This is a genomic window from Novosphingobium sp. BF6 (assembly GCF_058273105.1).
Map to the genome: position 1 here is coordinate 2,049,081 of NZ_CM177775.1, position 17,706 is coordinate 2,066,786.

Sequence of the window (17,706 nt, forward strand, 5' to 3'; positions counted from 1 at the left end):
CCTCGCTGCGCTGAAGAACATAAACTTCAGCGATCAGTTAGAAGGGACAGGGCGTGCAGCGGCTTCGAAGGCTCAATAAAATAAAATTTGTTTATGAAAATTACGCTGAATAACTCGCGTCCCCACAGCAAAGGCAACTTCCGGCCGTTCAAGTGAGGCTCCGGCTCCGACAAGAAGCCCAGGTGTAGCGTGGCTGGTACGCGCCCGCATGAAGGCGGGCGGCGAGCACACAGCCCGCCGATCCCGCACCTACTATCACACAGTCGAATTCTTCCGGATCGCTCATGCGATCTTGAACAGCTTTTCGGCATTGGTCTGGAAGAATTTCTTCTTTGTCGCGAGCGGCATGTCCATATTGTCGAGCATGATCACCTCCTCGACGGGACACTGATAGGGAAAGTCCATAGCATAGAGCACACGGTCTTCGCCGATCACGCTCTGCGCGAACTTGATGGCCGGCTCCCATGCCACGCCGCTGTTGGTGATGTGGAAATTCTCCTTGAGATAATTGGAGACCTTTTCCTTCCTGAGCGGCTTCATGCATTCGTAGCGCCCCGTGCTGACGCCCGCACGGTGCATGAAATCCAGCCTGTACATCCAGTAGGGCAAGGCTTCGCCCATATGGCCGATGATGATCTGCAGCTTGGGATAGCGATCCAGCACACCGGAAGTGATGATGCGCAGCGCGTGCATGCCGGTTTCCACGCCGAAGCCGAAGATCGCGCCGTCCAGCCCCGCCTCCAGCATCGGTCCGATCATAGCGGGCGGCGGCGTGTTGGGGTGGATATAGATCGGCGCATCCATTGCTTCGGCCGCTTCCAGCACTTCGGAAAACTTCGGGTTGTCGAGATATTCTCCGAGAATATGACTGTTGATGATCACTGCGTTGAGACCCAGTTTCGTAACCGCGCGCTCAATCTCCTTCGCCGCGCGCTTGGGGTCCTGCGGTGCACAGGCCGCCATGCCGCTCAACCGGTCGGGATATTTCCCGATGGCATCGTGGAGGCGGTCGTTGGCGGTTTCCGCAACCATGGTAGCCCGGTCTGGATCGCGCAAGGCATTGGTGGCTGGCGCGGTAAGCGCCAGGACCTGGCGATCGATGCCCCGTGCATCCATTTCCGCGATCCGTTCACTGCCCAGTTCCAGCAACTTGCGCGCAATGAACTGCGGGCGCGGCGCCGGATGATCGAGATAGAAGCCGATCAGGCTTTGAAAGCCGGGATCGACCTGCGACCCGTTCAGTTCATCGCGGAAAGCGGCAGTCAGTTCGGGGGTGGAAAAGGCCTCCTCGGTCGCGATGCGAAGGTATCCCTGCGCGCCGCCGGTCTGGGGTGCTGCCGTGATGTCGGTCATGATATCGCTTTCATGCTTGATGGATGGCTTTTGTGACAAGGCAGGCGGCGACGCCTTCCGGACCGTCTTCGGACCCGTGACCGCTTTCCTTGACACCCTGGAAGGGGCTGTCGGGCGCGGCGATCATCGTCGTATTGATACCGACCATGCCGCTTTCCAGCGCATCGGCGATCATGTTCGCCTGCCTGCCGTTCTCTGTGAAGGCGAAGGCGGCAAGGCCGAACGGCAGGCGGTTAGCCTGTTCGACGACTTCATCGAACGTCGCAAATCGGGCCGTGACGATAACGGGTCCGAAAGGCTCCTCGTTCATGATCCGGGCTTCCACGGGAACATCGGAAAGAACCGTTGGCTGGAAGAAGAAACCGGGTCGATCCAGCCTTTCCCCGCCCGCGACAGCCCTGGCCCCATGGCGCAGTGCATCGGCCACCATCGCTTCGATCGCGTCCGGGCGGCGCGGATTGGCCATCGGCCCCATGACATTGCCTGCCTGCAGTCCATTGCCGACGCCAATCCCGGCGGCCCGTTCGGAGATCGCCGCCACGAAGCGATCGTGGACGGCGTCCTGCACATAAAAGCGAGTGGGCGACACGCACACCTGTCCCGCGTTGCGGAACTTGGCGGTCGCGAGAATCTCGACCGCCTTATCGACATCGGCATCGTCGAAGACGATCACGGGAGCATGGCCGCCCAGTTCCATCGTCGTGAGCTTCATCGTATCGGCTGCAAGACGCATCAAATGCTTGCCCACGGCCGTCGATCCGGTGAAACTCACCTTGCGTGGAATCGGACTGGCCAGCAGATGGCGGGACACTTCGTCGGGAACACCGAACAGGAGTTGTGCGACCCCCGTCGGCAGTCCGGCATCGAGAAGCGCTTGCAGGATCGCCATGGCCGATGCGGGGGTCTCTTCGGCAGGCTTCAAGATCACCGAACAGCCGGCGGCGATCGGCGCGCCGAGTTTTCGCCCCGGGTTGCCAATCGGGAAGTTCCACGGCGCGAATGCCGCGACAGGCCCAACCGGCACCTTCATCACCATCGATCGCTGACCGGTCGGTCGGACCAACAGGCGCCCATACAGGCGCTGGGCCTCTCCAGCATAGAAATCGAAAAGCCCGGCGACCACCTGCACCTCGACGCGCGCCTCGAGAAGGGTCTTGCCCTCCTCGCGCGTGGCGTTGACGGCGATCTGTTCAGCCCGTTCACGCAGCAGCCGTGCGGCGCCGCCCAGCACTTCGGCGCGTTCCCCTCCGGTGGAGTTCTTCCAGCGGCGAAAGCCCCCTTCGGAGGCAGCCAATGCGCGGTCCAGATCCTCCCCATCGGCCAGCGGCAATTCGCCCAGCGTTTCTCCGGTAGCCGGATTGACGACGCGATGGACGCGCCGCGCGCCCGCATCCAGCCACTGTCCGTCAATGTGCATTTTCAGCGCGGGATAGGCAATGTCTTGGCCAGCCAGATCGGTCATTGAAAATCCTTGAGTAAAGAAGGTCATGCGGAAGGCGCGGCAGGATACTGGTTGCCATGCAGGCCGCTGCGCAGTCGGATCGGCATTTCGATCGTCGTTATGGCCCCGGCAGACAGTTCCTTCGCCCTGAACAGCAGCAGTCGCGAATGCATGTGGGCCAGGGGATTTTCCGCAGCGACCAGATAACCTCCTCGCCCTCGGGCGGCTCAAAGAACCCTGTTAAATTAATTGCTTGCCGAAATTTCATGGCCTCAATCCGGCCGATAACATTTCTACGGAAGCGGCGGATAAGTCCGGATCAGACGATCTTCCCGCACCAACGGCTCGACAGGATGACGGCATGATCCCCCTTTTCTCGCAAGCAACGGTCGCGCAAGAACGTTGATAGATCAACAATACCCATTGTACAAGTTCATTGATTAATCACTGATGGTGTTTCCGCCTTCGGTGGTACCCGGCGGCGCGCTTGCCGACCCGTTTGACCACCGCCTATTTGCGTGTAGATCACCAGCGAGAGCATGCAGGTCCCTGCCAGACGAAGGCGGCGTCCCTTATGGGGACGTGATGAAATGGAGAACAGCGTGAGCGCGGATGACAAGGAACCCGCCATGGATCAGGAACGGCTTGACGGCTGGAAACTGGACGGGCTGGATTTTCCATCCTTTCGCATGTCGCTGGTCGCCAAAGTCATGGACAGGCTGACGATCCGTGAACTGGCCTCCGTAACCGATCTGCCGATCGCGGAATGGCGGGTGCTCAGCCGCCTGGCACTGGCACTCGATGGGCTGACCGTCCGGCAGATCGCAATGAAGGCTTGGGTAGACCGGGCGGAAGTAAGCCGTGCGGCCACTTCGCTCGAGAAGCAGGGGCTGGTCGGAAGGCGGGACAACCCTGCCGATCGCCGCGCCCCGGTCATGTTCATCACCCCCTCAGGCCTCGATGCCTACACTCCGCTGATGGCGCATCGAACCGCCTTCCACGCACGCGTCATGCAATCGCTCACAGCACAAGAAAGCGAAGTGCTCGACGGGTTGCTGCGCAAGATGGCCGCCAACCTCCTGACGATGACCGAAGAAGCGATAGGCTGACCGGCTGCGACGGTAGTCAGGGTTCAGCAGGTCATCCCGGGTCGCTCTGCTCGCGCGCCAGAAATGGAAGGCGCTCCAGACGTAGAGTAACGCCATGCTGGCCAGCGCAAGCCGCAGTCCCTGGGTTTAAGCAGCGCGACAGCGCTACAGGACGACCGTCGCCGCTGCATTCTCGATGCACAGCATCATGTAGTTCGCGCCGAATGTACTGACGGCATAAAGGTCGCTGAGCCGACCCGCACCGGTCAGCCCCAGTCCTGTGCCTACTATGCCGAACACAATGGAAGGCCTGGCCACGGGCGTCGCGGGCGGCCTTGATCGCAGCCGCAACCGACAATGTACCTTCCAAAATTTCGTCATCGGCCGGTCCTAGCCTTGCTTGCCTGTAGCCCACGCTGACACGCCCACGAACCAACCAAACGCCCCCGCGCTTCCCGCGCCGGCATCCTAAATGCACTTGCGTAACTACGTCCCGCCAGTGCACACCTTCGGTAATTTGGTACGTGCAGCGCGGGTTGTAAGCGGGACTTCTTTGAGCGTTTTTGCCATATCGTTCACGGCAAGTCGTCAAATTTACGCGCGTGCACGAGCGCAGAAAAAACTGGATGAAACTGGCGGCAAAGCAGGTTTTTTGCGAATAAGGACGGTTAACTGTGGGCGATAATTCCGGCATTTTACAGCGCTTCGAAGGCACCAGCAGCTATGTCGCCACCGACGACCTGAAAGTCGCGGTCAATGCCGCCGTCCTGCTGCGCCGTCCGCTCCTGGTGAAGGGCGAGCCCGGTACCGGCAAGACCGTGCTGGCCGAGCAGATCGCCGCTTCGCTGGATGCCCCGCTCATCACCTGGAACGTCAAGTCCACCACCAAGGCGCATCAGGGCCTCTATGAGTACGATGCGGTCGGCCGCCTGCGCGACGGCCAGCTCGGCGATGCGCGGGTCCACGACATCAACAACTACATCCGCAAGGGTAAGCTGTGGGAAGCCTTCACCTCGCCCCGCCTGCCCGTGCTGCTGATCGACGAGATCGACAAGGCCGACATCGAATTTCCCAACGACCTCCTGGCCGAACTCGACCGCATGGCCTTCGACGTCTACGAAACCGGCGAGCATGTCGCGGCCGCGGAACGTCCGATCGTCGTCATCACCTCCAACAACGAGAAAGACCTGCCGGACGCCTTTCTGCGCCGCTGTTTCTTCCACTACATCAAGTTCCCTGACCGTGAGACGATGCAGGCCATCGTCGACGTCCACTTCCCCGGCATCCAGAAGACGCTCGTCACTCGCGCGATGGAGATATTCTACGAGTTGCGCGAAGTGCCCGGCCTCAAGAAAAAGCCGTCCACCAGCGAACTGCTCGACTGGCTCAAGCTGCTGCTGAGCGAGGACATGCCCCTCGACGTGCTCCAGAACCAGGACCCGACCAAGGCGATCCCGCCGCTCCACGGCGCCTTGCTCAAGAACGAGCAGGACGTCATGCTATTCGAACGGCTCGCCTTCATGGCGCGGCGCCAAAGTTGAATGCTGGGGACCTGACGACCATGACCGCACCTTATTCCGGCGGCTGCACCTGCCGCGCCGTTTCGCTGACCATCTCGGGCGAGCCCATCGCCACGCGCCAGTGCTGGTGCCGCCAATGCCAGCAACTCGCCGCGGGCGGACCGACCAACAACGCGATCTTCAAGATCGAGGACGTGTCGATCGAGGGCGACCTCCGTGCCTCGACCTGGACGGCGGCCAGTGGCAATATCCTCACCTTCCATTTCTGTCCGCAGTGCGGCACGCAGATATACGCCCAAAGCTCGGCGCGGTCGCATCTGATGACCGTGCGCCTTGGCGCTCTCAATGCCGATCACGGACTGAAGCCCGAAGCGGTGATCTGGACCGAAGACGCACCGGAATGGGCGATTTTCGATGCGGCTCTCGAAAGCTGGCCGCGCCAGCCGCCGCCACCGCCGTCCCCTGCATGAACGATTTGTCGGAACCGGTTCCTGCCGAGCATACCCGTTTCGCAGCGGTTCGTACTCGTCTGGAGGCTTTCGAACCGCGCCCCGGCCCGGCCTCGTGGATCTATGAGTTCCTGCTGTTCGGCTTCAAGCAGGCCTGGGCCTGCCTGTTCGGCGCGCTGTTGCTTGCCCTGCTCGTCGCCACCCACCTGTTCTACCCGGCCGATGCCGCATTCGCGCGCTACGACTTTCTGACTTGTTCGGCGCTGGCGATTCAGGTCGGCATGCTGGCGTTGCGGCTCGAAACGCTGGACGAAGCGAAGGTGATCCTGGCCTTCCACCTCGTCGGCACGGTGATGGAGCTGTTCAAGACCGCCCATGGATCCTGGGAATATCCGGAAGCGAGCTTCCTGCGGATCGGCGCGGTGCCGCTGTTCTCCGGTTTCATGTATGCCGCCGTCGGCAGCTACATCGCCCGCATCTGGCGCATTTTCGACTTCCGTTTCACCGGCTATCCGGCCGAGGCTCTGGCGGTCGTTCTGGCCATTGCGATCTACGTCAACTTCTTCGCGCATCACTGGCTGCCGGATATCCGCATCGCCCTCTTCGCCGCGCTCGGCGTGCTGTTCCTGCGCACCCGCATCTGGTTCCGGGTCTGGCGGGAGGATCGCTGGATGCCGCTCCTGCTGGGCTGGTTCCTCGTCGCACTGTTCATCTGGTTCGCCGAGAACCTCGCGACGTTTTCTCGAGCCTGGATATATCCGAGCCAGCGCCAGGGCTGGGCGATGGTGCATTGGGGGAAGCTCGGCGCCTGGTATCTTCTGATGTATATCTCGTTCGTTCTGGTGGCGCTGCTCCATCGCCCACGGGAACGGTTGGATCGGAACGTCACATGCTGCTGAACTTCGTGGACGAACTGCGCGCCGCCGGGATTCCGGCCTCGCTCAAGGAGCATCTGGTGCTTCTGGAAGCACTGGAACGCGAGGTGATCGAGCGCACGCCGGAGGCCTTCTACTACCTCAGCCGTGCAACTTTCGTGAAGGACGAAGGCCTGCTCGACCGTTTCGACCAGGTGTTCCAGCGCGTCTTCAAGGGTGTGTTCAGCGACTACGGCCAGCAGCCGGTCGATGTTCCCGAGGACTGGCTCCGCAAGGTCGCCGAGCGCTACTTCTCTGCGGAGGAGATGGAGCAGGTCAAGGCGCTCGGCTCCTGGGACGAGATCATGGAGACGCTGAAGAAACGGCTGGAAGAGCAGGAAAAACGCCACTCGGGCGGCAACAAGTGGATCGGCACTGGCGGGACGTCACCGTTCGGCCATTCTGGCTACAATCCCGAAGGCATCCGCATCGGCGGCGAAGGACGACACGGTCGCGCGATCAAGGTCTGGGAAAAGCGCGAGTTCGCCAATCTCGACAACACCCGCGAACTCGGCACTCGCAACATCAAGGTCGCGCTGCGCCGCTTGCGCCGTTTTGCCCGCGAAGGCGCGGCAGAGGAACTCGATCTCGACGAAACGATCCGCGGCACCGCGAAACAGGGTTGGCTGGACATCCGCATGCGGCCCGAGCGCCACAATGCCGTGAAGGTTTTGCTCTTCCTCGACGTCGGCGGTTCGATGGACCCGTATATCGAACTCATGGAAGAGCTGTTCAGCGCTGCCAGCTCCGAGTTCAAGAACATGGAGTTCTTCTACTTCCACAACTGCCTTTACGAAGGCGTATGGAAGGACAACCGCCGCCGCTGGTCGCAGCGCACGCCGACCTGGGACCTGCTGCACAAGTTCGGGCACGACTACAAGGTGATCTTCGTCGGCGACGCGGCCATGAGCCCATACGAGATCAGCCACCCCGGCGGCTCGGTGGAACACATGAACGACGAGGCCGGCGCAGTCTGGCTCTCCCGCGTGGCGCAGACCTATCCGGCCACGGTCTGGCTCAACCCCACCCCGGAGCGGCAATGGGGCTACTCGTCCTCGACCCGCATGATCCGCGACCTGATGGGCGGGGCGATGTTCCCGCTGACGCTGGACGGTCTCGATGCCGCCATGCGCGAACTCAGCCGCAAGAAGAGCTGACGGCTTGCCTCAGCGCCCGAGATGCAGAACTATGTCTTTGCAAAAAAGGGAGTGCGACAATGAAGAAAGTTGTGCTGGTCGCGGCGCTGGGCGCGCTGACCACGGCTGCGGCCCCTGCTCAGGACCCGATAAGGCTCCATCCAGGGCGCAGTGCGGCCACACGATCCAGCTGGCCAACGCCGCCGCCGGTCACGCCGCGCCGCGTTCCAAAACGGCGGGAAAGCCGGAGATTATCCGGGCGGTCGACAAATCGGTCGCCGGTTGCCCGGTGCTGGTCAGCATGAGCGGACGGATGACGGCGCCGCGCGCCTATGCCGATGGACCGGCGACTGTCTCGCCGGCCCGTTGATCCCGCTCAGCGGTAGAGCAGCAGGTCCGCGACTTCGGCCTGCCACGCAGCTTCGTCACGCCCGGCGATCAGGTCGAGATCGCCGGGAAGCGCCACAGGATCGTCTACCCATTCGCGCAAGGCCGGACCGCCATTGATGACGTCGATAGCGAGGCGCTCGAACTCGTATTCGTAAGGGAAGTCGCGCCAGATCGGATAGTCAGGATAGAGCTGGCGGATCGCCTTGAACGCCAGCGCCTGAAGACGCCATGGGCGGAAGGCGTGGTGATCGTAGAACTTGCCCTCGACATGGATCATCAGCCCGCTGCACAGCGTAGCGGCGTGCTTGTGGAAGGTCGGCTCGAACCAGCATTCGCGCACGGCACAGCCCGCCAGCCATTCCGGCGCGATCCGCTCCATCGCCGCGAGCACGGCCTTGGCATCGATATCGGGAGCGCCGAACAGGACTTCCAGCGGACGGGTGGTGCCGCGCCCTTCCGAAAGCGTCGCGCCCTCGATCATCACCGTCCCGGCGTAAGCGCGGGCCATGTTGAGATTGGCGGCGTTCGGGCTGGGGTTGATCCAGATGCGATCCTGCGGCCATCCGAAACCGGGGCCTTCCGGCTCCCAGCCTTCCATCTCGACCACGCGGTAATCGACGTCGAGTTCGAACCGGCGCAGGAACCAATGGCCCATCTCGCCAAGGGTCAGGCCATGACGCATCGGCATCGGACCTGCCCCGACGAAGCTCTCCTGTCCGGGCAGCAGGATCGTCCCTTCGACCGGGCGACCGGCCGGGTTCGGGCGATCCAGCACCCAGACCGACTTCCCCTGCTCCGCCGCCGCTTCGAGCAGGTAGAGCAGCGTCGTCACGAACGTATAGATGCGGCAGCCGAGGTCCTGGAGGTCGAACAGGAACACGTCCGCGCTCGCCATCATCTCCGCGCTCGGGCGGCGCACTTCGCCGTAGAGGCTGTAGACCGGGATGCCGTAAGTCGGATCGAGTTCGTTCTCGGTCTCGACCATGTTGTCCTGCTTGTCGCCCTTGAGCCCATGCTGCGGGCCGAAGGCGCTCGTCACATTGACTCCGGCCGCGATCAGCGCGTCGAGCGAATGGACGAGGTCCTCGGTGACCGAGGCAGGGTGAGCGACGAGTGCGACGCGCCTGCCTTCAAGTGGCGCGCGCAGTTCAGGGTCCGCCAGCAGGCGATCGATGCCGAATTTCATGCGCCGGTGGGTGCCGCAAGCGCGAGCGCGAAGCAAGCCGGATCGTGGAAGTCGGGCGCATCGGCGTTGTGGGCAAGCGACCAGTAGCTCTTCACCCCGCCCTCTTCCTCGATCACCGCGGTAAACCCATGATGAAGCGCCGCCTTCGGAAGCCCGGACGCCGGGATCGCGGCATCGAACACGGCGATATCCGAACCCTTGCGCAAGCCGCATTCCGGCTCGCGCGGCATCGGCCGCTCGGTCATGCCTTCGCGGCGGCCGGTGAAGTCGTAGACGTTCCACCGCTCGGAGGGCGAGAGGTTGAATTCGATATAGCCTGTGCCGCCCGGTTCCTGGAGAAACAGTTCGAAACAGGTCGTCTGCCAGAGGTCGTTCGCGCGGCCCTTGCCCGCGAAAGCCGGGACCACGAGCTTGCCCGCGCCGAGAATGCGCCAGCGCACGCGTAGCCAGTCGCGATCGTGGCCGATCACGCGGGTCTCGATGGAACGAACGAGGACGGAAGGATGCGCCGGGTGGCAGGTCAGGTCGGCCATGCCGCCTGCCTAGAGCGCGGGCATGGCTTCTGGCAATCCGGTTTCGCCTCCGAATGCGGCGGGGCGGATTCGATCGGAGCCGCTTCATCTTGCGCGCCGTGCGTGCTAGGCGCGCGACTTCCGATCCATCATAGCCATAAAGCACTGGGCCATCATGACCTACAATTCCTCCCTGCTCCGCCTGCTCGACGAGCGCGGCTACATCCACCAGATGACGGACGCCGAGGGCCTCGACGCTCTCGCCGCCAAGCAGGTCGTGCCCGGCTATATCGGCTTCGATGCGACGGCGCCGTCGCTTCACATCGGCAGTCTCGTGCAGATCATGATGCTGCGCCGTCTCCAGCAGACCGGACACAAGCCGATCGTGCTGATGGGCGGCGGCACCACCCGGATCGGCGATCCCACCGGCCGCGACGAGAGCCGCAAGATGCTCACGGACGAGACGATCGAGACCAATATCAAGGGCATCTTCTCGATCTTCTCGCGCCTGCTGAAGTTCGGCGACGGCCCAACCGACGCGGTCATGGTCAACAACCAGGACTGGCTCGGCCAGCTCGGCTACATCCAGCTGCTCCAGGAAGTCGGCACCCACTTCACGGTGAACCGCATGATGTCGTTCGATTCGGTGCGCCTGCGCCTCGAACGCGAGCAGCCGATGACCTTCCTCGAATTCAACTACATGATCCTTCAGGGCTACGACTTCCGTCACCTCAACAAGGACAGGCAGGTCCGGCTCCAGATGGGCGGCTCCGACCAGTGGGGCAATATCGTCAACGGCATCGAACTGACCCGCCGCATGGACGGCAAGGAAGTCTTCGGCCTGACGACGCCGCTGCTCACCACGGCGGACGGCGCCAAGATGGGCAAGTCGGCCGCAGGCGCGGTATGGCTCAACGAGGACATGCTGCCTTCCTACGACTTCTGGCAATACTGGCGTAACTGCGACGACCGCGACGTCGGCAAATTCCTGCGCCTGTTCACCGACCTGCCGCTGGACGAGATCGCCCGCCTCGAAGCGCTGGAAGGTGCCGCGATCAACGATGCCAAGGTCGTGCTCGCCAACGAAGTGACCAGGCTCTGCCGCGGCGATGACGCCGCCGTCGCCGCCGAAGCAACCGCCAAGGCGACGTTCGCGGGCGGCGGCCTCGGCGAGGATCTGCCGACCCTTGAAGTGGGCGGCGAAGGCGTGCGCCTCGGCGCGGCGCTGACCGAACTCGGCTTCACCGCCTCCAACGGCGAGGCCAAGCGCAAGATCGGCGAAGGTGCGGTCAAGCTGGACGACGAAGTGATGAGCGATCCGGCCTTCCTGATCGACGTCGCCTCCGGAGAAACTCGCAAGCTCAGCCTCGGCAAGAAGAAGCACGCGATCCTCAAGGGGCTTTAACAGTCACCCCGTGGGCAACCCTTAAAGATTTGCCCACAGGCATGATGCAAAAAGCGCCCCGGTTTCGAAAACCGGGGCGCTTTAACGCACGGTAGGCACATTTTGCCGCCCCACTATGCTCAATAGTGCACGGGTTTACCGTTTCTTTGCCATTTCGGTGCACCGTTTCGCCTCACGGTCACAACAGAGGCAATTGAGATGACTGCAGGAGCGCAGCTCACTGTAACCGACAAGCGTCGAGCGACGCGCCACCCCGTCGATTACCCCGTGATTGCGGAACATCGTCAGCTCGGCGACCTGCATCTGCACATCGTCAACCTCTCTGCACAGGGCTTCATGTCGCAAGGCGAACTGCCGCTGGAGCGCGGTGAGCGTCTCGTCATGCGCCTGCCGGTGATCGGCCGGATCGAGGCCCACATGATCTGGGCACACGAAGGCCGCGCGGGCTTCCAGTTCGAGCGGATCATCCGCGTCGATGACTTCCTCAAGCTGGTCGATACCATTCAACCCAACCCGCGTTTGCGCCCGCGCCGCTGACGGACCTGCGGGAAACGCTGGGCCGATTTCCCGCAAATTCAAAGACAAACTCCATTGGCCGCATGCAAGCCTCGCTTTAGCGCACCGAAACACTTCAGCATTGATATGTTATATCCTCGCAATTAGCCGTTCGGGCATGACGCTCCCAACCGCCCGAATCGCCCTGCTGGTCACTGCCAGCGCCTTCTCCACGACGCTCGCGCTGCTGCCGACCATGGCCAGTGCCCAGACAGCGACTGCAATCGCGCCTGCGGACACTGACGGGCACCCGCAGGAGAGCGGCGCCGACATCATCGTCACCGGCCGCCTCATTTCCGGCAATGCCGATCCGATCTCGGCACCTGTCGTGCTTTCGGGCGAAGCGCTGACCCGCGATCTCAAGCCGCAGATCGGCGAGATGCTGGCGAGCCTGCCCGGCGTTTCCAGCACCGGCTTCGCGCCCGGCGTCTCGCGTCCGGTCCTGCGCGGCTTCGACGGACCGCGCGTGCAGGTGTTGCTCGACGGCATCGGCTCGCTCGACGCCTCCTCGGTCTCGGCCGACCATGCGGTCTCGCTGGACACCCTTAATGTCGAGCGCATCGAAGTGCTCCACGGCCCGCGCGTCCTGCTCTATACCAGCGATCCGGCAGGCGGCGCGGTCAACGCCGTGGACAAGCGCATTCCCCGCAAGGTTCCCGACAAGGCCTTCACCGTCGATGCGCTCGGATCGTTCGGGACGGCGGCCAACATGGTCAACGGCGGCGTGGCAACCGACGTGCGCCTCGCCAGCCGTCTGGTCGCCCATTTCGATGCCTCCTATTACCATAGCGACGACCTCCATGTCGGCGGCTACGTCCTCTCGCCCGAACTGCGCGCGCAGACGTTGACGCAGGCCAGCGATCTCGCCGATGCGGGCGACCTCACCGGCGCGGCCACCCTGACCCAGCAAGCCAACAGGCGCGGCAAGATCGCCAACAGCGGCACCGAAGGCTGGACTTACGGCGGCGGCCTCGCCTTCATCGACGAGGGCGGCGACATCGGCGTTTCCGTCCAGCGCCTCGCGACCGACTACGGCATTCCGCCGCGCCCCTCGGCCGATCCGGAAGCCACCAGCATCTCGCTGCGCCAGACCCGCGTGGACTTGCGCGCCGGGCTCAATCTCGAAGGCTTCCTCAAGCGCGTCGAAGTGCGCGGCGCTTATGGCGACTACGAACATGCCGAAATCGAGGACGGCGATATCGGCACCCAGTTCCACAACCAGGCGCTCGAAGTCCGCCTTCAGGCCGACCAGGCCCGGCGCGGCATCTGGAGCGGCTCCAGCGGCGTCCAGTACTCTTCCTCGCAGCTTCGCATCACCGGTGACGAGAAGCTGCTGCCGAACAACAACACCGATCGTTTCACGGTCTTCACCCTCCAGCATCTCGAACTGGGCCGGTTCGACCTCGAGGGCGCGCTGCGTTATGAGAACACGCAGATCCGCACGATCCCCTCGGACGAGCATCGCAATTTCAACCAGTACGCCGCCGTCGCGGGCGCGGCCTGGCATCCGATCGATACCGTCACGCTTTCGGTCAACTATTCGCACGGCGAGCGCGCACCTTCGGCGGAAGAACTCTTCGTGGACGGCATGCACGATGCCACCCAGTCCTACGAACGCGGCAATCCGAACTTCAAGGTCGAGCGCAGCGACAGCATCGAGGCCGGGGCACGCTACAACGGCGGCGACGTGGTCGGCTCGGTGACGGTGTTCGGCACCAACTTCGCCAACTTCATCACTGCCGTCCCCACCGGCGAAGTGATCGAGGATTTCCCGGTGTACCAGTACCTCCAGGCCCCTGCCCGCTTCCGCGGCATCGAGGCGGAAGGCGGCGTCACTTTCGCGCATTGGGGCGACAAGTCGCTGAAGGCCGATGGCGGTGTGGACTATACCCACGCCAAGCTGGTCAACATGGGTCCGGTTCCCCGGATTCCGCCGTTGCGTGCACGCGGCGGGCTGGAGTTCGACGCCTCCTCCTTCACCCTGCGCGGCGAAGTCGAGTGGAACGCGAAGCAAAGCCGCGTGACCGAGAACGAAAACCCGACGAACGCCTTCACCCTCGTCAACGCCAGCGCCACCTGGCGTCCGTTCGGCACGCAAGGCCCGCTCTCGCTGATTTTGGCGGCGGACAACCTGCTCGACGTGACCGGCCGCCTTGCAGCTTCGGAAACGCGCGACTTTGTGCCCATCGCCGGACGCGATGTGCGCCTGACCGCGCGTTTCACCTATTGAGCCGAAAAAACATAGGCTGCGAAAAAATCTCATAAGCAGCATGTCTTGGCAATGCTTTGACATGCTGCCATGCAGCCACCCGTGAACACGACAGAGACACCAAGCCCTTCCGCAGCGGCAGAGCCTAGTTCGCCGCTGCGTATTGCCGATTACCGCAAGTTCTGGCTCGCCCGCTTCGCAGTAGTCTTCGCCTCGACCGGCATGGTCGTCATCATCGGCTACCAGCTCTACGACGTCGCCCGCAGCGTCTACGGCATGTCGATCACGCAGGCTTCGTTCCAGCTCGGTCTGCTCGGTCTTGCCCAGTTCCTGCCGATCTTCCTGCTGACCCCGGTAGCAGGTGTCATCGCCGACCGCTTCGATCGGCGCAAGGTCGCGGGGTTGGCCATGGCCGCCGACGTGCTGGTCGCGGTCGGCCTGGCCCTCGTAACCGAACTCGACTTGCGCAGCCTGCCGGTGCTCTACGTCTTCGCGGCGCTCCACGGGATCGCCCGCGTCTTCGTCAGCCCGTCGATGACCGCGATTGCGCCCAACATCGTGCCGGTCTCGCTGATCCCCCGCGCCATCGCCTTCAACTCGATCGCGATCGAGGCCGGAACGATCATCGGCCCGGCCGCCTTCGGCTTCCTGTTCGCCCGGCATCACGCGACGCCCTACTGGGTCGCCGCCGTGCTCATGGCAATCGCCGCCTTCAGCATCACCAGCATCCGCAACCTGCCGCCGGTTCCGAAGGACGCGCGCCGCGACCATCCGATCCGCCAGATCGTCGACGGGTTCCACTTCATCTGGCGCGAGCGCTTCCTGCTCGGCTGCATCACGCTCGACCTCTTCGCCGTGCTGCTGGGCGGCGCCACCGCGCTGATGCCGGTCTTCGCGCGTGACATCCTCCATGTCGGCCCCGAGGGCCTGGGACAGATGCGCGCCGCGACCGCCTGCGGTGCCGCCACCGTCGCGGTCTGGCTCTCGTTCAAGCCGCTGGCGAAGAACGTCGGCGTGAAGATGCTGCTTTCCGTCGCCGCCTATGGCGCGATGACGGTCGGCTTCGGCCTGTCGCGCAGCTTCGTGATTTCGCTCGGCTTCCTCGCCCTGCTCGGCGCGGCGGACATGATCTCGGTGTTCATCCGCAGTTCGCTCGTCCAACTGCGCACGCCGGACGACAAGCGCGGGCGGGTTTCCGCCATTTCCGGCCTCGCCATTTCGGCTTCGAACGAGCTTGGCGAGATGCAGTCGGGCGTGGCAGCAGCCCTGCTGGGGGCAACCGGCGCTGTTGTTTTCGGCGGCAGCGCTGCCATAGTCATTACCGCAATCTGGGCCTGGAGCTTTCCCGAGATCCGCCGCGCCCGTACCTTCGCACCACGATGGGAGCATGAGACATGAAGGCCGACAGCATCCTCGCCACGATCGGCAATACCCCGCATATCCGCCTTTCGCGCCTGTTCCCCGACCATGAGGTCTGGGTAAAGGCGGAGCGGACCAACCCCGGCGGCTCGATCAAGGACCGTATTGCCCTCGCCATGATCGAGGCGGCCGAGGCAGACGGCACCCTCAAGCCCGGAGGCACGATCATCGAGCCGACCTCGGGCAATACCGGCATCGGCCTCGCCATGGTGGCGGCGGTGAAGGGCTACAAGCTCGTTCTCGTCATGCCCGAATCGATGTCGATCGAGCGCCGCCGCCTCATGCTGGCCTATGGCGCGACGTTCGACCTCACCCCGCGCGAAAAGGGCATGAAAGGCTCGATCGAGCGCGCCAAGGAACTGCTGGAAACCATTCCCGGCTCGTGGATGCCGCAGCAGTTCGAGAACCCGGCCAATATCGCCGTCCACGTGAAGACCACGGCGCAGGAAATCCTCGCCGACTTCGCCGAAACCCCGATCGACGTGCTGGTCACCGGCGTCGGCACCGGCGGCCATCTCACCGGCTGCGCCGAGACGCTCAAGCAGACCTGGCCCGCGCTCAAGGCCTACGCGGTCGAGCCGACGCTTTCGCCGGTGATTTCGGGCGGCCAGCCCGGCCCGCACCCGATCCAGGGTATCGGCGCCGGCTTCGTCCCCGCCAACCTCCACACCCAGTCGATCGACGGCGCCCTTCAGGTCGATCCCGCCGACGCCAAGGAATGGGCACGTCGCTGCGCGACCGAGGAAGGCATGCTCGTCGGCATCAGCTCGGGCGCGACGCTTGCCGCCATTGCCCAGAAGCTGAAGGAACTGCCCGAGGGCAGCCGCGTGCTCGGCTTCAACTACGACACCGGCGAGCGCTATCTCTCGGTGCCGGACTTCCTGCCGGAATGACCATGCTCGAAACGATTGCCTACAGCCACGCCGGTCAGGACCTGACCGGCCACCTCGCCCGTCCCGAAGGATCGCCGCGCGCCGCGGTGATCCTGTTCCCGACGATCGCCAACTTCAACGCGCCGATGGAGCGCCGCGCCAGGATGCTGGCCGATCTCGGCTATCTGGTCCTGGTCGCGGATTTCTATGGCGAGCCGGTCGCCAGCTTCGAAGCCTCGTTCCCGATGGCCGAGAAGCTGCGCTCCGACAACGACCATTACCGCGCCCGCATCGCTGCCGCCATCGCGACCCTGCGCGCGCTTCCGGAAGCAGCCGGTCTGCCGATGCTCGGGATCGGCTATTGCATGGGCGGTCAGGCCGTTCTCGAAGCCGCGCGCAGCGGTGAAAAGCTTGCCGCCGCCGTCAGCTTCCACGGTACGCTGTCGACCGTCGCTCCGGCCGAGCCGGGCATGGTCAAGCCGCGTATACTGGTCTGTCACGGCGATGCCGACCCGCTGGTCCCCCGCGAGCAGGTGATCGGTTTCTGGGAGGAAATGGACCACGCCGGTGCGAACTGGCATTTCCATGCCTATTCGGGAGTGCGCCACGGCTTCACCGATCCGGGCAGCGATGAGCGCGGAATGGCTGCGATCGGCTATGATGCCAGCGCCGACCGCCAGAGCTGGGCCGCCATGATCGCGTTCTTCGATGAGATCCTGAACGCCTGAATTTCCAAGCCGTGGCCGTCCCGCAAAGGACGGCCACGGTGGTCAAGCCGTCAGCTTAGCAGCCGTCCGACTTGCCGTCGTCCGGATCCCAACCGCCGGGGATATTGCCCCAGCTGATGTTGCCCCAGCTGATGTTACCCCAGCTGGCGCCACCGGGACCGGTGCTGCCCCAGCTGATGTTACCCCAGCTGATATTGCCCCAGCTGGCATTCCCCAGACCCGCAAGCGCCGAAAGAATCGACGACGGGATGTTGCTGGAGAAGTTGCTGGAGGACGGCGTTATTGCCATGGCCCCCGTTGGAACTGCGGACAGTCCCAACGCCACGGCCGCTATCAACGCTTTGTGCTTCATTGATGCTTCCCTTCCATTCTGTGCCCCAGGCACCCGGCAGGGCACCCATCTCCTCACCACCGGGCCGCCCCGAAAACGCGGCAGCCCGAAAGCAGACAGAGCCGCCAATCGGTACGTGGGGCACGAAGCACCGACCAAAGCCTCCGCCGTTCAACGATTTTTTTCGTAGGACGGGCA

Annotated in this window: 18 protein-coding genes; 11 read left to right on the top strand and 7 right to left on the bottom strand. The window is 63.6% G+C overall.

Annotation, left to right across the window (positions count from 1 at the left end; all coding sequences use genetic code 11):
• Positions 1 to 282 precede the first annotated feature (282 nt).
• The 3 genes from AC4D6D_RS09955 to AC4D6D_RS09965 are packed head-to-tail and all read right to left on the bottom strand — an operon-like array spanning position 283 to position 2,967.
• Complete coding sequence (locus tag AC4D6D_RS09955) at positions 283 to 1,353, bottom strand: amidohydrolase family protein (protein WP_491325157.1); 1,071 nt, start codon at positions 1,351 to 1,353, stop codon at positions 283 to 285.
• A 10-nt stretch (positions 1,354 to 1,363) separates the two neighbouring features.
• On the bottom strand, positions 1,364 to 2,842 hold the full coding sequence (locus AC4D6D_RS09960; RefSeq protein ID WP_491325158.1) for an NAD-dependent succinate-semialdehyde dehydrogenase: 1,479 nt from the start codon (positions 2,840 to 2,842) through the stop codon (positions 1,364 to 1,366).
• A complete protein-coding gene (locus AC4D6D_RS09965; RefSeq protein WP_491325159.1) occupies positions 2,839 to 2,967 on the bottom strand; it encodes a hypothetical protein in 129 nt (42 codons plus the stop codon). Before AC4D6D_RS09965 ends, AC4D6D_RS09960 begins: the two co-directional genes overlap by 4 nt.
• A 429-nt stretch (positions 2,968 to 3,396) precedes the next feature.
• Here AC4D6D_RS09965 and AC4D6D_RS09970 point away from each other — a divergent pair, with 429 nt between their 5' ends.
• Positions 3,397 to 3,903, top strand: coding sequence for a MarR family winged helix-turn-helix transcriptional regulator (locus AC4D6D_RS09970; protein ID WP_491325160.1), 507 nt, complete (start codon positions 3,397 to 3,399; stop codon positions 3,901 to 3,903).
• A gap of 144 nt (positions 3,904 to 4,047) precedes the next feature.
• Here AC4D6D_RS09970 and AC4D6D_RS09975 read toward each other — a convergent pair whose 3' ends face one another.
• On the bottom strand, positions 4,048 to 4,200 hold the full coding sequence (locus AC4D6D_RS09975) for a hypothetical protein (RefSeq protein WP_186829874.1): 153 nt from the start codon (positions 4,198 to 4,200) through the stop codon (positions 4,048 to 4,050).
• 356 nt (positions 4,201 to 4,556) lie between these two features.
• Between AC4D6D_RS09975 and AC4D6D_RS09980 the strand changes: the two genes are divergently transcribed.
• Genes AC4D6D_RS09980 through AC4D6D_RS09995 form a run of 4 tightly spaced genes read left to right on the top strand, consistent with a single transcriptional unit; the run spans position 4,557 to position 7,922 of the window.
• A complete protein-coding gene (locus AC4D6D_RS09980) occupies positions 4,557 to 5,423 on the top strand; it encodes an AAA family ATPase (protein WP_491325161.1) in 867 nt (288 codons plus the stop codon).
• 20 nt (positions 5,424 to 5,443) lie between these two features.
• Positions 5,444 to 5,872 carry a GFA family protein gene (locus AC4D6D_RS09985; RefSeq protein ID WP_491325162.1) on the top strand — a complete coding sequence of 143 codons (429 nt, stop codon included), beginning with the start codon at positions 5,444 to 5,446 and terminating at the stop codon, positions 5,870 to 5,872.
• A complete protein-coding gene (locus AC4D6D_RS09990; RefSeq protein ID WP_491325163.1) occupies positions 5,869 to 6,750 on the top strand; it encodes a DUF817 domain-containing protein in 882 nt (293 codons plus the stop codon). The genes AC4D6D_RS09985 and AC4D6D_RS09990 overlap by 4 nt, the downstream gene beginning before the upstream one ends.
• Entirely contained in the window at positions 6,741 to 7,922 is a 1,182-nt protein-coding gene (locus AC4D6D_RS09995; protein ID WP_491325164.1) for a vWA domain-containing protein, read from the top strand. Before AC4D6D_RS09990 ends, AC4D6D_RS09995 begins: the two co-directional genes overlap by 10 nt.
• Before the next feature lie 355 nt (positions 7,923 to 8,277).
• On the opposite strand, the gene AC4D6D_RS10000 is transcribed toward AC4D6D_RS09995, so the two are convergent.
• Together AC4D6D_RS10000 and AC4D6D_RS10005 are read right to left on the bottom strand one after the other, a co-directional pair.
• Positions 8,278 to 9,477: an exo-beta-N-acetylmuramidase NamZ family protein gene (locus AC4D6D_RS10000; RefSeq protein WP_491325165.1), complete on the bottom strand. Its 1,200-nt coding sequence runs from the start codon at positions 9,475 to 9,477 to the stop codon at positions 8,278 to 8,280.
• Positions 9,474 to 10,010 (bottom strand): DOMON-like domain-containing protein, encoded by a 537-nt coding sequence (locus AC4D6D_RS10005; RefSeq protein WP_491325166.1) that lies wholly within the window; start codon positions 10,008 to 10,010, stop codon positions 9,474 to 9,476. The genes AC4D6D_RS10000 and AC4D6D_RS10005 overlap by 4 nt, the downstream gene beginning before the upstream one ends.
• Positions 10,011 to 10,164: 154 nt before the next feature.
• Here AC4D6D_RS10005 and tyrS point away from each other — a divergent pair, with 154 nt between their 5' ends.
• The 6 genes from tyrS to AC4D6D_RS10035 all read left to right on the top strand — a co-directional run bounded on the left by tyrS (position 10,165) and on the right by AC4D6D_RS10035 (position 17,177).
• The gene (gene tyrS, locus AC4D6D_RS10010; RefSeq protein WP_491325167.1) at positions 10,165 to 11,394 is read left to right on the top strand and encodes a tyrosine--tRNA ligase; all 1,230 of its coding nucleotides are present in this window, start codon (positions 10,165 to 10,167) and stop codon (positions 11,392 to 11,394) included.
• 198 nt (positions 11,395 to 11,592) lie between these two features.
• Positions 11,593 to 11,931: a PilZ domain-containing protein gene (locus AC4D6D_RS10015; RefSeq protein WP_491325168.1), complete on the top strand. Its 339-nt coding sequence runs from the start codon at positions 11,593 to 11,595 to the stop codon at positions 11,929 to 11,931.
• Positions 11,932 to 12,067: 136 nt separating this feature from the next.
• Complete coding sequence (locus tag AC4D6D_RS10020; protein ID WP_491325169.1) at positions 12,068 to 14,179, top strand: TonB-dependent receptor; 2,112 nt, start codon at positions 12,068 to 12,070, stop codon at positions 14,177 to 14,179.
• 69 nt (positions 14,180 to 14,248) lie between these two features.
• Positions 14,249 to 15,556: an MFS transporter gene (locus AC4D6D_RS10025; protein ID WP_147214985.1), complete on the top strand. Its 1,308-nt coding sequence runs from the start codon at positions 14,249 to 14,251 to the stop codon at positions 15,554 to 15,556.
• Positions 15,553 to 16,470: a cysteine synthase A gene (gene cysK / locus AC4D6D_RS10030; RefSeq protein WP_491325170.1), complete on the top strand. Its 918-nt coding sequence runs from the start codon at positions 15,553 to 15,555 to the stop codon at positions 16,468 to 16,470. Before AC4D6D_RS10025 ends, cysK begins: the two co-directional genes overlap by 4 nt.
• Entirely contained in the window at positions 16,467 to 17,177 is a 711-nt protein-coding gene (locus AC4D6D_RS10035) for a dienelactone hydrolase family protein (RefSeq protein ID WP_491325171.1), read from the top strand. The genes cysK and AC4D6D_RS10035 overlap by 4 nt, the downstream gene beginning before the upstream one ends.
• A 55-nt stretch (positions 17,178 to 17,232) precedes the next feature.
• On the opposite strand, the gene AC4D6D_RS10040 is transcribed toward AC4D6D_RS10035, so the two are convergent.
• Positions 17,233 to 17,466 (bottom strand): hypothetical protein, encoded by a 234-nt coding sequence (locus tag AC4D6D_RS10040; RefSeq protein ID WP_147214992.1) that lies wholly within the window; start codon positions 17,464 to 17,466, stop codon positions 17,233 to 17,235.
• Between the last annotated feature and the right edge of the window lie 240 nt (positions 17,467 to 17,706).